The organism is Methylobacter sp., from assembly GCF_036845245.1.
Taxonomy (GTDB): domain Bacteria; phylum Pseudomonadota; class Gammaproteobacteria; order Methylococcales; family Methylomonadaceae; genus Methylobacter_A.
Window position 1 is genome coordinate 32,216 of sequence record NZ_DAIUEH010000033.1, and the last position, 13,404, is coordinate 45,619.

11 protein-coding genes are annotated in these 13,404 nt (G+C 51.7%); 7 read left to right on the forward strand and 4 right to left on the reverse strand.

All coding sequences use genetic code 11. From position 1 onward, the window contains the following. The coding region (locus V7051_RS15055) for an HNH endonuclease family protein (RefSeq protein WP_333875415.1) at positions 1-926 on the forward strand (926 nt) is incomplete at its 5' end. A 113-nt stretch (positions 927-1,039) separates the two neighbouring features. On the opposite strand, the gene V7051_RS15060 is transcribed toward V7051_RS15055, so the two are convergent. Continuing rightward, positions 1,040-2,182, reverse strand: a complete 1,143-nt coding sequence (locus V7051_RS15060; protein ID WP_333875417.1) for a tyrosine-type recombinase/integrase — start codon at positions 2,180-2,182, stop codon at positions 1,040-1,042. 1,075 nt (positions 2,183-3,257) lie between these two features. Between V7051_RS15060 and V7051_RS15065 the strand changes: the two genes are divergently transcribed. Beyond that, entirely contained in the window at positions 3,258-4,118 is an 861-nt protein-coding gene (locus tag V7051_RS15065; protein ID WP_333875418.1) for a TOBE domain-containing protein, read from the forward strand. 72 nt (positions 4,119-4,190) lie between these two features. On the opposite strand, the gene cysE is transcribed toward V7051_RS15065, so the two are convergent. From cysE to V7051_RS15080, 3 genes are all read right to left on the reverse strand, one after another. Continuing rightward, positions 4,191-4,910 (reverse strand): serine O-acetyltransferase, encoded by a 720-nt coding sequence (gene cysE, locus V7051_RS15070; RefSeq protein WP_442919660.1) that lies wholly within the window; start codon positions 4,908-4,910, stop codon positions 4,191-4,193. A 133-nt stretch (positions 4,911-5,043) separates the two neighbouring features. Further along, complete coding sequence (gene nifV, locus V7051_RS15075) at positions 5,044-6,204, reverse strand: homocitrate synthase (RefSeq protein WP_333875422.1); 1,161 nt, start codon at positions 6,202-6,204, stop codon at positions 5,044-5,046. Between the two features lie 8 nt (positions 6,205-6,212). Next, complete coding sequence (locus V7051_RS15080) at positions 6,213-6,542, reverse strand: HesB/IscA family protein (RefSeq protein ID WP_333875424.1); 330 nt, start codon at positions 6,540-6,542, stop codon at positions 6,213-6,215. Between the two features lie 311 nt (positions 6,543-6,853). Between V7051_RS15080 and V7051_RS15085 the strand changes: the two genes are divergently transcribed. The 5 genes from V7051_RS15085 (at position 6,854) to V7051_RS15105 (ending at position 13,380) form a co-directional block, all read left to right on the forward strand. Beyond that, positions 6,854-8,422 (forward strand): sigma-54 interaction domain-containing protein, encoded by a 1,569-nt coding sequence (locus V7051_RS15085; RefSeq protein ID WP_334181154.1) that lies wholly within the window; start codon positions 6,854-6,856, stop codon positions 8,420-8,422. 891 nt (positions 8,423-9,313) lie between these two features. Beyond that, positions 9,314-9,709 (forward strand): hypothetical protein, encoded by a 396-nt coding sequence (locus tag V7051_RS15090; protein WP_333875429.1) that lies wholly within the window; start codon positions 9,314-9,316, stop codon positions 9,707-9,709. A gap of 57 nt (positions 9,710-9,766) precedes the next feature. Beyond that, a complete protein-coding gene (gene nifE, locus V7051_RS15095) occupies positions 9,767-11,245 on the forward strand; it encodes a nitrogenase iron-molybdenum cofactor biosynthesis protein NifE (protein WP_333875430.1) in 1,479 nt (492 codons plus the stop codon). Positions 11,246-11,421: 176 nt separating this feature from the next. Continuing rightward, positions 11,422-12,807 (forward strand): nitrogenase iron-molybdenum cofactor biosynthesis protein NifN, encoded by a 1,386-nt coding sequence (gene nifN / locus V7051_RS15100; protein ID WP_333875432.1) that lies wholly within the window; start codon positions 11,422-11,424, stop codon positions 12,805-12,807. Between the two features lie 15 nt (positions 12,808-12,822). After that, positions 12,823-13,380 carry a NifB/NifX family molybdenum-iron cluster-binding protein gene (locus tag V7051_RS15105; RefSeq protein ID WP_333875433.1) on the forward strand — a complete coding sequence of 186 codons (558 nt, stop codon included), beginning with the start codon at positions 12,823-12,825 and terminating at the stop codon, positions 13,378-13,380. The last annotated feature ends 24 nt before the right edge of the window (positions 13,381-13,404 follow it).

Genomic DNA, 13,404 nt, shown 5'->3' on the forward strand with positions numbered 1-13,404 from the left:
CAACCCCGACTTGTTTGCCTCCACAGGTACTTCAAAACAACGTTTGTGTGACTCCAACCCCGACTTGTTTGCCTCCACAGGTACTTCAAAACAACGTTTGTGTGACTCCGACTCTACCCCGGTCCTCGCCATCCGTGCCACCTCAAGACAAGAAGGTAATTAGTGGCGATTTAATCGCGCTCAATAGCAAATATGTCCCAGGCAGCATCAAACTGAGCTGTATTAACACTACAATGGGCTTGTTTAACGCCTCCATTATTTACGACGGCTTAAGGTTTCTGCTTGATAACGTAGCTAAAGAGGAAAATACTTGTTTTGGTTACTCGGCCAAATATAGTGATTTAACAAACTTGATCACGGTCCTTAACATTGGCGTTGATAATGTAAATTACCGCGCGTCCTTTATATTAAACGGCTACTCTTTATCACTAATCGATTTAAAGGATAACTCCAAAGACCGGTCAAGCACGGCTTATAATCGTGATGACTGGGGCGACTGGGGAAATGATGACGGTGACTGTTTTAATACGCGAGATGAGGTATTGCTTACATTTGACCAATACAGCACAACCGCCTGTAATTTTTCCGCTGGGTTGTGGACAGACCCTTATACAGGGATTAATTACACCTCAAAATCAGACCTAGACATAGATCACATCGTCCCTATACATTATGCTCATGACCACGGGGCGGCAAATTGGCCGGCTGCATTAAAAAAACAGTTCTACAATGATATTTCAAATTTATTGCCAGTTTCAGCAAGCGTAAATCGAAGCAAAGGTGACAAATCCCCGGCGGAGTGGATGCCTCCCAGCACCTCTTATCATTGCTCTTACGTAAGCTCTTTTCTTTATGTCGTTGACAAATATGATTTGGATATTAGTCCAGCAGAACGGAATACTATTAAATCTAAATGCTTACAGTGAATTTAAACTTTAAGTTTTCCGAAGCCCGCGCCCAGTAACACAGTTATATTTTTAAACGGTCTGGGGACTCTATTAAATGGACTCCCCTATGACCGCTTCCCTCTATACCTACCTCACAACCCCATCAATCCGGTTATTTGTTGTCCGTGCTGCTCAAGAGCATCCCTGACGCTGTCTTGACCAAACCTTGAATAAATCGCCGTGGTGCTCTGATTTGAGTGATTTAGGACTTTACCGATCAAGTGTAAGCTGTTGCCGGATTGAGCCAGCCAGCTGCCCACAGTTCGGCGTAAATCGTGTAATCGGACATCCTCTAACCCAGCCTCTTTTCTAATACGCTCCCAAGGTTTGGCAATGTTTACCAGATGACAGCCGGGATTCCTGCCGACGATTACAAAAGGGTTGCCCTCTACACGTTGTACTTTGCTCAAAACATCCAGGGCGGCAACGCTCAAAGGCAAATAATGAGGCTTTCCGTTCTTGGTATCAGCTAACCTTAACTCTTTGCGATCCAGGTTAATATCTGACCACTTAAGCGGTAACAGCTCCTCTTTACGAACCCCGGTTAATAGGTAAAGCCAGATAGCAGCCACCACATAAGTGTTTAACTCCTTGTTAATGGCCTCAACAAGTCGGGGGAACTCCTCCTGTGATAGAAACCGCTCCCTTTTCTCCTCTTTAAATTTCTCAATTCCAAAGCAAGGGTTTACATGGTCTTCAGGAACAAATCCCCAAACCCGCGCCAAGTTGAACATCTTTGATAATAGCCAATAGACCCGGTTTGCTTGGTAGTGCCCATGCTTTCCAAGTTTAGAATGCAGGGCAGCCACATCGGCGCGTTTGATGTTGGTTACTAACAGGTTGCCCCATTCAGGGATAATAAACCGGTTGAGCCTTGTTATATCGTCCCCGCCTGATTTTTTATTGCTGGCATGACGATCGATATAAGCCGCGCATAAATCCTTAATCAATTTACCTTGTCGCTCTTTTTGCCGCTCCTGTAATGGATTAATACCATTGTTAAGCCCAACAAGTTTTGCCCTTGCATCCTTCCGGGCTTGATCCAGTGTTAAAACAGAATAACTCCCGATCACCATTAAGTTTTTCCGGTTGTTATCCCGATAGTCCAGCACAAAGGATTTTTTGCCGGTAGGGTAAATCCGAACACCGAAACCCGGTATCTCATCATCCCAAACAATATGCTTTGCTTTCCCGTTATGGGTTTGGGAATCTATAAATTTTTTAGTCAGCTTCACGATATGCACCTATTTTTTGAGTCACCCATAAGTCACCACGAGTCACCATAATAAACAGTATTTGGCGGTAGTAAAGGAATATGTTAGGCTGCGATTTTAAAGGTATTACAGGGTGTGTAAGTAGGTGGCGGTAGGGGTTGCCAAGAGATTCGTAATCAGTAGGTCGTGGGTTCGACTCCCATCATTGGCTCCATGATTTCAATAAGTTAGCTTATTTCATCCAACTCATTTTAATGTCCCGTAGCTAAATCGTAGCTATAACGCCCGATGCTGTCGCTCGGAATGTAGATAATCTGTCTACATAACCCGCTAAATGCTCACTGGATAAATGGGCATAATGTGGGGAGTCATTTGTTTGGCTCGTACCAATATAAAGACCAAAAAACCACATTTACACTAATTATTCAATAAGATACAGAGAAAAACAGCGGAAAAATATTTCGCGATATTTGGCATTAAAACAAATAAAAAATAACCAAAAACTACTGGATTTGTATTTTATTTGGTGCTTTTCTTGTGAATTTTAAATGCGCTGGCTATTGCTTTGACATCACTGCTTGATATAGCTTCTGTAATTCATCGTCTGTTGTTCGGTCATTGATTCTTTGCCTGTAAAACACATAGAAAACTTTTCGGAAATACTTGCCTCATTCTCATGCGCTACGATCATCGTTACACACAACTCTGTCTTGTTTATCAGAGGGCGAGACAACTATCCAGTAAGTGCTGCCCGTGGGATAACTTGGACACTGTAAGAAATTTGTTTTGCAATATTACAGATGGCCTATTACTTGCTGCTTTTAATCCAGTATCGTCGGAGCGGTTATGTAGAACGGAACTTATTCGAATCATTCTGGCTAAGATTTAATACCAATATAATGTATTACGTATACAAATATATAAGCTTAACCGGAAGCAGGTTGATGTCGTTGAACCTAAAAAACGCAGTTGGTCCGCGAAAAGCACAAGTGCTTGATGTGATTTTGTGGGTTAAATAATTTTTTAGGCTGACAAATAATGCTTGTCCCGAAAGGATTAGTGCTTTTGAATCGTACTCTATAATTTAGATAATGACATGTCGCTAAAAAAAGAATGTTCCATAACCCAAAATTGGGTTGAGAGCGAATTGCGTTTGGTTGGTACATTGGATAGCCGCATGATTAGCTTGTTAAAGGCGATAGATCAAAGCGGCTCTATCAATCAGGCTGCCAAACAAGTGGGTTTGAGTTACAAAGGTGCTTGGCAGATGATAGCGCGTGCCAATAATCTTGCCCCCAAAATTTTAATTGTTACCTCAACCGGCGGCAGTAAGGGGGGAGGTACCTGCCTGACTGTCGCCGGTCGTTCGCTGTTGCTGTTGTTTACTCGCCTGGAACTACGGCACAAGCAGTTTTTGCAGAAACTCAATCAGAGCCTGGCGGACGATCCAGATGTAATGCGGCTTCTGAAACCGCCGTCAATCAAAACCAGCGCAACCAATCAACTACTTGGTACTGTTGTTGTCATCCAAACGAGTGCTGTTAATGCCGAAGTATTTGTCGAATTAAAGGGCGGCGAACAGATTATTGCATTACTCACTTTGTCGGAGTTTAGGCAACTTGAACTCGGCATCTGTAATGATATGTTAGTGCTGATCAATGCCGCGGAGATTTTTGTCGTCCCCGATTCATGCGACGACTTTCGGCTGGCATGTAACTACCTGTGCGGCACGGTGCTGCTTGTCCAACATGATGACGTAAATTCAGTGGTAGTGGTTCAGCTGTCTGGCGGCGATAGTCTTATCGCCAGAATATCCGAAGCCAATGCCGAAGTATCAGGGTTGAGTCCCGGCATGTCGGTTTATGCCGTTTTCGAAAGCAGTGCCGTGATACTCGGTGCGGTATCTCAAGATGCGGGCAAGGCTGTTAACCAAATAAAAAATCTCAATTGCTGTTAGTTATAAAAGCAGAACGGTGCGACCGTATGATAGTTTTTGAATGAAACGAAGCAAAACCAAGCGTTCAGATTTTCATGAGTCTTTAATTTGCCGCGATATATTTATGCCTCGGCAAACCGTACAGGCTTCGCAATGGCGGCATTGCCCGGGTTCACGAGTCTGATGAGCCAAGTGCATTTCCAGTTTATCCATTCTTGCCATCATGCAACTGGCGGCTTTTCCTACCGGGTCGGAAACCAAGTCATAATCTGGATCTATCTGGGCATCGTTTTGGCTTTTTCCGCTTTTATGCGGGATCACCCGTCCGGGAATGCCGACAACGGTGCAGTATGCGGGGACGTTTTTAACGACGACTGAGTTAGCGCCTACCCGGACGTGGTTACCCAATATGATTGGGCCTAGGATTTTGGCGCCGGCGCCGACCATGACCCCGTTGCCCAGAGTGGGGTGGCGCTTTTCCTTGTTCCATGTGGTACCGCCGAGCGTAACGCCATGATAAAGCGTAACGTCGTCGCCCACTTCCGCCGTTTCACCGATAACAACGCCGGTGCCGTGATCGATAAAAAAGCGCCTGCCTATCTTGGCGCCGGGGTGAATATCGACATGGGTCAGCCAGCGCGCCATGAACGAAAGCCAGCGGGCTGTCAGTTTCCAGCCGCTTTGCCATAAACAATGATTGACGCGATAGAAAAGCACGGCATGAACGCCGGGATAGGTGAGGAAAACTTCGAGGCTGTTGCGTGCAGCCGGGTCACGCTCCTGGACGCAGCAGACGTCCTCGCGCATCAGCATGTACCATGCAGGCTTTGCGACCGGTATTTCCTGGTATGCTTCTCGGGTTGCGGTGTAGTTGGCGGCGGGCAGGGCGGCTGCGTGGATTATCGGGTTTTCGGCTATGATGTTTGCGCGGCTCATAAAAATCCGGTTAATTGAGGAGGGTGTTTGGTATAGCGGCGGAACCTGGATACAAACCGGAATAGAACCCGGCCAATTCCGACGCTTCCGGCGTCCGCTTGTAGCGGTTTACAAATTGTCGAATCAATGCCAGTAGACAATGAGCTTGCGGCTGACTCAGCGCAATGCCGAGTCTTTCATAAACTTCGATGACCGCGCGGGAACCCGAGTGTTTACCCAGAATAAGCTGATGGCGGCGGCCGACTAGCGCGGGGTCTACCCCCTGGTAATTGGCCGGGTCTTTGAGCAATCCGTCGACATGTATCCCGGCTTCATGGCTGAACACGCGCTTGCCGACTAAACTTTTACGCCAGCCCAAGGGTTCCCCGGAGGCCGCTTCCACTTTTTCGGACAGTGGCAGGAAATTACTGAGGTCGATGCCGGTGTCAAGTCCGTGCAGCTGGTGCAGCCCGAGTACAACCTCTTCCAGCGCCGCGTTGCCGGCCCGTTCGCCGAGGCCGTTAACGGTGGTGTTGACGTGGGTCGCTCCGGCTACGGCCGCTGCCAGGGTGTTGGCTGTCGCAAGCCCCAGGTCGTCGTGGGCGTGCATTTCAATAGCCAGATCGGTCGCGGCGCGTAGCCGTTTAATCCGCTCAGCCAGCCTGAAGGGCTCCATAATGCCCACCGTATCGGCATAGCGGATGCGCACGGCTCCGGCTTGTTGGGCCGTTTCCGCGACTGTGCACAGAAAGTCCTGGTCCGCCCGCGAGGCATCTTCCATGCCGATGCACACGGCAAATCCCATATCCCTTGCTTCGCGCACGCAGTTGTGAATAGTCGCCAGCACATGCTTGCGATCCCTGCCCAATTTGCCGGCAAGCTGCTGGTCGGATACCGGTATCGAAAGATTGACGTAGTGCACGCCCAAGCCGACGCAGCCCGCCAGGTCTTCCCGGCGCATTCTGGCCCAGACCATTAGCCGGGTCTTGAGCCCCAATTCCGCCAGGATTTTGATTTCTTCCCGTTCCTTTTCTCCCATCGCGGGAATACCGATCTCCAGTTCCGGCACGCCGAGCGCCTCCAAGCGCCGGGCGATTTCGATTTTTTCTTCCAAAGAGAACGACACCCCGGCGGATTGCTCACCATCCCTGAGCGTCGTGTCGTTGATAATGATGGCGGGTGTGGAAGTCATGCTTGCAATCAAGTATCGGCCGAGAAGGAACTGCCGCAGGAACAGGAGGATTTCGCGTTGGGATTGCTGAACGTGAAGCCGGAGCTTTCCAGGCTTTGTTCGAAATCGATGGTGATGCCCTGAACCAAGGGCAGGCTTTCGGCGTCTATGAAAACATTGACGCCGCCAGTTTCGATGGCAGTATCCGATTCGGTGCCTGTCGACTCCAGCATCATGCCGTATTGCAGGCCGGCGCAACCACCGCCTGAAACCTGTATGCGGATGCCGGTTGCGCCGGTCGTGGAGTTTTGCAGGAAGCGATTAACCGCAGTGATGGCGTTTTCGGTGAGGGTGAGCATGATGTATCTCCTGTATCAGGTTGTGATGAAGTTTGTTTTTTTGCAGCAATACATATGCCAGGTATTTATAGGCTTGGGAATTGGCCGATTTTGTCGATTAAGCCGTCGCGGTAAATAGATCGTTGTTAAAAACGATTTAGGGGAGCTCTGCTTTTCGCCAGATAGGCGGGTATGCAGCGATCAGCCATTCCGGATGTACAGGTTGGATGCAGAGAAATTTTGATTGTTCCCGGCATTATTATTGCTACTATATTATTTATTCGTTATGTAATATAGGATATAACGAAGCTACCTTTACCCGAGGAACTGCTATGAATTCCCCAGCGCCCCACTATTGCGAATGCGATTTCGGTGAGTGCCGTACCGATTTGTTACCACTGTTATTTGAAATGAGCCAGATTGTCACCGAGACCGGCAACCTGTCGACGACCTTGCAGATTCTGGTTCGCCTGATGAAGCGGCACATGAAAGTGATCCGTGGCATGGTGACGCTTTACAACACGGATTACGGCAAAATCTTCATACACGAGAGTTTCGGCCTGACCGACGAGGAAGCGGCAAAAGGCGTCTATTTTCTAGGTGAAGGCATCACCGGCAAGGTCGTGGAATCGGGCCAGTCCATCATCGTACCGCGCATCAGCGAAGAACCCGAATTCCTGAACCGGACCGGCAGCCGTGACGACGTGGCCGACTCGAAGTTGTCCTTTCTGTGCGTACCGATCATGCGCGGCCGCAAAGTGATGGGCACCATCAGCGCCGAGCGCATCTACGACAACCAAAGCCTGCTCAAACTTGACGTCGAAATCCTGTCGATACTGGCCGCTACCACAGCCTATGCGGTAGAGCTGCATTTGTTGGAAAACGTCCGTAAAGTTGAGCTTGAGGCGGAAAACCGGCGCCTGCACAACGCCCTCAAGAAAAAGTTTAAACCGGACAATATTGTCGGCAACTCCAAACCGATGCAGGAAGTGTTCAACTTGATCGAAAAGGTCAGTCGTTCGCGCACCACGGTCCTGATTCTCGGCGAAAGCGGGGTCGGCAAGGAGCGGGTCGCCCACGCCATCCACTACAACAGCCCCAACAGCGCGGAGCCGTTCATCATTTTTAACTGCGCGGCCTTGCCGGAAAGCATTATCGAGAGCGAGTTGTTCGGGCATGAAAAAGGCTCGTTCACTGGCGCCACGGCACTGCGGAAAGGCCGTTTCGAGGAGGCGAACGGTGGCACCATTTTTCTTGACGAAGTGGGCGAACTTTCCCTGCCGATGCAGGCCAAACTGCTGCGGGTGCTTCAGGAGAAAACCTTCGAACGGGTCGGCGGCAACGTGCCGATCAAGGTCAATCTGAGAATCATCGCCGCGACCAACCGCGATCTCCCTGAGATGGTAGCCAACGGCGAATTCCGGGAGGATCTCTACTACCGCCTCAACGTGTTTCCGATCACGATACCGCCGCTACGGGAGCGCGGCAACGACATTATCGAACTGGCCGATTTTATAGTCGCCAAATTCGCCGAAGAGATGGGCATAGCCATCCATAGGATTTCCACACCGGCCATCAACATGCTGCTGTGCTATCACTGGCCCGGCAATGTGCGCGAACTGGAGAATATCATTGCCCGCGCGATGGTGCTGGCAGACGACGGCGTTATCCACGGCTACCATCTCCCGCCATCGCTGCAACCTCCGGTGGTATCCGAGGTGACCGGCGGGGTGGGCAGCCTAGACGCCAGGCTTAATGCGATCGAATACGAGATGATAGTCGAAGCGCTGAAGTTGCATCACGGCAATACCACCGAGGCGGCGGCCCAATTAGGGTTAACCCGGCGCATACTTGGCCTGCGTATGGCCAAGTACGCGCTCAATCATAAGGATTATCGCTGAGCCTGACTTGTGTGCTTTTGTGTCCAAAAACATTTTCACCACGAAGGACACGAAGAATAAAACTTCGTGTTCTCGGCAATTGCTCCTGCATCGCCTAGAGGCACCAACAGTAGGTGCCTCTAGGCGATGCAGGAGCAGTTCGCCTCGTTCCCACGCTCCTGCGTGGGAATGCAGACCGAGGCTAGGCCTTGGCGCACAGGCTTTGAAAACTCAGAATATTTTTCATCGCGTTTAACAAATGATTGCCGGGCTTTAGTGCCGTATGCATTCCCACGCGGGAGCGTGGGAACGAGGAGTAAAAAATGTTAAACGACTCATTGGAACTGCACACAAAGGTACACCTGACGTCTATTTTGTACCTATCGGTACGCTAAATACCTGAAACTCGGGTGATCTGTTTCCCTCGTTCCCATGCGTTGCGCTCGTCGTTATACACATCTCGAAGTAGGATAGGTAGAACGCAGTGAAACCCATCAACCGTCATCAATAAAATCCCGGCAACGATGGGTTTCGCTACCGCTCTCCATCCTATTGTCTTGTCCTATAATGTTTAAACGAGAATATTGGTAGGGTGCGGTGAGGAACGAACCGCACCGTTCGCGTCGTCCTCGATTGATGCGGTTCACTGCGTTCACCACATCCTACCGCGCTGTAGGAGCGGGCCGCGCCCGCGACATTTGCGCGGAGATTACAGCGTTGTAGCACTTTCTCGCGGGCACGGCCCGCTCCTACAACGCTTAACTTAATGGCAGTGACGCAGCGCGTGGGAACGTGGAAAATCCTATATAGCTCAATCGGCGACTAAAGTCGCCGCCACATCAACCCGGCTTAAACAGCTGGCCTGATGTTTGCACAGTTTGTTTGGTATTCATAACGAACCGGGCAAAAACAATGCAACTCCATTCCGTTTCAAAGACCGCTTCAAAAACCGCGCCTGCAACCATCGCCACCTGCAATATCTGCACAATACGCCTTGAACAGCTTTGTTACCGCCGGGCCTGGTGGTTCAGGGCCTTCCGGGAAGTATTGGCGACCGGCATCCGTCTGTTCGCGCTCGCCTACAGATTGCCCGCCGACAGACACCCGCCCCGTTCGGCCATGTGTTACCGATGTTTACGTTTTCGTAAAAACGCGCTAAAGCAGCGTTCCGATTTGTTCAACCGGCTGGATCAGTATCTCAATCCGGTCTTTAATCGGGTGCGCGATTCCCTGTTGACCCAGGAAGAGCTGGAGCAGGCGCGCAGACTGGCGGGTAAGGCCGCCGAGCCGGATTTCTCCGAGCATTAGGCCGATATGGCATTGATGTTGCAATATTACTGTCATCACCCTCTCTCGGAGAACACCATGGATAACCAAGACCTTCAGGCCTTACTCGACGAGCCTGCCTGCGCGCATAATCACGGCGCCAAGAGCGGCTGCGCCAAAGGCCAACCCGGCGCCACCCAGGGCGGTTGCGCATTCGACGGCGCTCAGATCGCGTTGCTGCCGATTGCCGATGTCGCGCATATTGTCCACGGCCCCATCGGTTGCGCCGGAAGTTCCTGGGATGCGCGCGGCACCCGTTCTTCCGGGCCTGTTCTTTACCGTAAAGGCATGACCACCGATCTTTCCGAGATGGACGTGATCATGGGGCGAGGCGAAAAGCGCTTGTTTTTTTCGATTAAAGAAGCCATCGACAAATACCGGCCTGCCGCGGTTTTTATCTACAGCACCTGCGTTACCGCCTTGCAGGGCGACGACATCGAGGTCACCGCCAAGGCGGCCGCCCAGCGCTGGGGCGTACCGGTGGTGCCGGTTGACTGTGCCGGATTTTACGGCGGTAAGAGCATGGGTAACCGCATCGCGGGCGAGACCTTGTACAAGCATGTGATCGGCACGCGCGAGCCCGATCCGGTGCCGGACGCCGTGCAACGTCCCGGCATCCGGGTTCATGACGTTAACCTGATCGGTGAGTACAACATCGTCGGTGAGTTCTGGCGGGTAGCACCGTTATTCGACGAGCTGGGACTGCGCATACTTTGCACCCTGTCCGGCGACGCCCGCTTTCATGAAGTACAGAGCATGCACCGCGCCGAGGTCAATATGGTGGTGTGTTCCAAGGCCATGTTGAACGTCGCCAGAAAATTGCACGACGATTACGGCGCGCCGTTCTTTGAAGGCAGTTTTTACGGTATCGCCGATACTTCAGAGGCGTTGCGGGATTTTGCCAAGCGTCTGGACGACCCGGACCTGACCATGCGCACCGAAGCCTTGATAGCGCGTGAGGAGGAGGCGACGAAAATCGCTTTGGATCCCTGGCGGGTACGATTACAGGGCAAGCGGGCGTTGATTTTTTCCGGCGGCGTCAAGTCCTGGTCGGTGATTTCGGCGTTACAGGATTTGCAAATGACGGTGGTGGCCAGCGGTACTGAAAAATCCACCGAGGAAGACAAGGCGCGTATCCGCGAACTGATGGGCGAGAATACGCGCATGATCGACGATAACGATCAAACCGCGCTGATGGCGACGTGCCGCGAATACGGCGCGGACATTTTGATCGCCGGTGGCCGCTATCTACAGGCGGCGCTGAAATCCGGCATTCCTTTTCTGGACATCAATCACGAACGGGACTTCGGCTATGCCGGTTACGCCGGCATCGTTGAACTGGCCAAGCAGCTCAGCTATGCCATCAACAATCCGGTTTGGAGCAAGCTGCATAAACCGGCGCCCTGGGATAGTACGGGGAGCTGTTCGTTACCCGAAATCGGGGGCGGAAATCCCGCGTTGCTCCTAGACAGCGGCTTTCATAGCCGTTCGGTACAAACTCAGGGAGAGCTTAGATGATTCCCGATAAAGAATACCCCATTAAAAATTTGCACTATAGGCAAAACACAGTCCACGAAAGGCACGAAAAAAATAATCGAAAGAATTGTGTTGCGGCGTTTTTCGTGCTTTTCGTGTCTTTCGTGGACGATTTTTTGGTGGATTGCTCTTAACCCTAGCCTAATCAGGAAACTATCGTGGCCAACATTATTTTTCCAAATAAAGCATTAACCGTTAATCCGCTTAAAGTCAGCCAGTCCATGGGCGCTTCGCTGGCTTTCTTCGGAATCAATCGCTGTTTGCCGCTTGAACACGGCGCACAGGGCTGCACAGCCTTCAGCCGGGTGTTTTTCACCCGGCATTTTCGCGAACCGATTCCGTTGCAAACGACGGCAATAGATCATGCGGTCACGGTGATGGGGGCCGACGCCAATATCGTCGAGGCCTTGAAGACGATTAGCGAACGCAATCAGCCGGATTTGATAGGCCTGGTGACGACAGGTTTGTCGGAGACTCAGGGCGCGGATATTTTAGGCTCGATCAGGGAATTTCGGGCCGCTTATCCTGACTATGCGCAGGTGGCCGTGGCCCCGGTTAATACTCCGGATACCCTGGGCTGTCTGGAAACCGGTTTTGCCGCCGCAGTGGAAGCGATTATCGCCACACTGGTGCCGGAAAGCCGCGTATCGGCTCGCAAACCGCAGCAAGTCAATGTCCTGCTGTCGTCAATGTTGACGCCCGGCGACGTTGAAACCGTGGCGGAGTGGGTTAGCGCTTTCGGCTTGCAGCCGCTGTTATTGCCTGATCTTGGTGATTCGTTGGATGGACATATCGAGCAACTGGGCTTTTCCACTTTAACGACCGGCGGGATTGATCGAAACCGCATCGCGATGATGGGCGAGTCGGTTGCCACCCTGGTGGTCGGGTCGTCGCTGAATAAGGCTGCCGATCTTTTAAAAGTCCGTACCGGCGTTCCGGATTATCGTTTTGCCGGGCTGATGGGGCTGGACGCTTGCGATGATTTTACGGCCACGCTCAGCGCTATCAGCGGTAAGCAGGTGCCGCGCAAAATCGTCAGGCAGCGCGCCCAGCTGCTCGACGCGATGGTGGATTGCCATTTGCAGTTCGGCGGCGTTCAGGCCGCCGTGGCTGCCGATCCGGAGTTGCTGGGGATGCTGGTTCGCTTTTTTAAGGATTTGGGCGTAGACGTGCCGACCGCGGTGTCCTCGGTACGTAGCGAGACGCTGACCGATTTGCCGGTGGACAGAGTCGTAGTCGGCGATCTGGAAGACCTGGAGCAAGGCGTCAGGGAATCTGGCGCGGATTTTCTGGTTACCAATTCTCACGGCGCCGAACTTGCCAGACAGCTTGGCATTCCGTTGTTGCGCGCCGGATTTCCGCTGTACGACCGCTACGGCGGATTTGCCAGACGTTGGATCGGTTACGCCGGGTCGCGGCAGATTCTATTTGATACCGCTAATCTGATTACATGGCAACGCCGCGAAATCACATCTTACCGTTCGATTTACCGGCAAGATGCGGTCCCCGATGTCAATCATTCACAAGCGGCATGCATGCACTAAAACGGAGATAAGAAAATGATAAAAGTTGCCTTTGCTTCCAGCGATCAAACTCATGTCAACCTGCATTTCGGCGCCGGCGAGCGCTTTGTCATCTACGAAGTCGCGCCCGGTCAGGCCGAATTGGTTGCTATCGGCGAATTCGTGCCGGCAGTCATGACCGGGGATAACCGCTTTCAAAACGTGCCGGTCGGTCAGAACGCCTTCCTCATTGAGGAAATTCCGGTTCATCCTGATGCAGTGCCGATGTCTCATGAAGATAAAGTCGCCTCCAAACTGGAGTTTTTAAAAGACTGCGCCGCCGTCTATGCGGCATCCATCGGCGCGTCCTCGATCAAGCGGATCATGGCGGCCGGTATTCAGCCCATTATCGTCAACACCGGCAGCGCCATACTCGATCATCTTAATGAAATCAGCATGGCCTTGGGCGAGGGCGGGCTGGCCTGGGTAGAAAAGGCAAAAGCCAAAACCAAATCGGCAGACCGCTTCGACGCGATGGCCGAACAAGGCTGGGATGGTGGCGGCGACTCAGGGGCGTTAGACAGGCAGGCGGCGTCGGCCGTTGCTATTCATTAAGTTTTTAGCGCTGTTTAACGACGG

Excerpts from the sequence above, each read along its gene's own strand:
- V7051_RS15065 (WP_333875418.1), top strand. The coding sequence starts at position 3,258 with ATGTCGCTAAAAAAAGAATGTTCCATAACCCAAAATTGGGTTGAGAGC.
- cysE (WP_442919660.1), bottom strand. The coding sequence starts at position 4,910 with ATGCTGATGCGCGAGGACGTCTGCTGCGTCCAGGAGCGTGACCCGGCT.
- nifV (WP_333875422.1), bottom strand. The coding sequence starts at position 6,204 with ATGACTTCCACACCCGCCATCATTATCAACGACACGACGCTCAGGGAT.
- V7051_RS15080 (WP_333875424.1), bottom strand. The coding sequence starts at position 6,542 with ATGCTCACCCTCACCGAAAACGCCATCACTGCGGTTAATCGCTTCCTG.
- V7051_RS15085 (WP_334181154.1), top strand. The coding sequence starts at position 6,854 with ATGAATTCCCCAGCGCCCCACTATTGCGAATGCGATTTCGGTGAGTGC.
- V7051_RS15090 (WP_333875429.1), top strand. The coding sequence starts at position 9,314 with ATGCAACTCCATTCCGTTTCAAAGACCGCTTCAAAAACCGCGCCTGCA.
- nifE (WP_333875430.1), top strand. The coding sequence starts at position 9,767 with ATGGATAACCAAGACCTTCAGGCCTTACTCGACGAGCCTGCCTGCGCG.
- V7051_RS15105 (WP_333875433.1), top strand. The coding sequence starts at position 12,823 with ATGATAAAAGTTGCCTTTGCTTCCAGCGATCAAACTCATGTCAACCTG.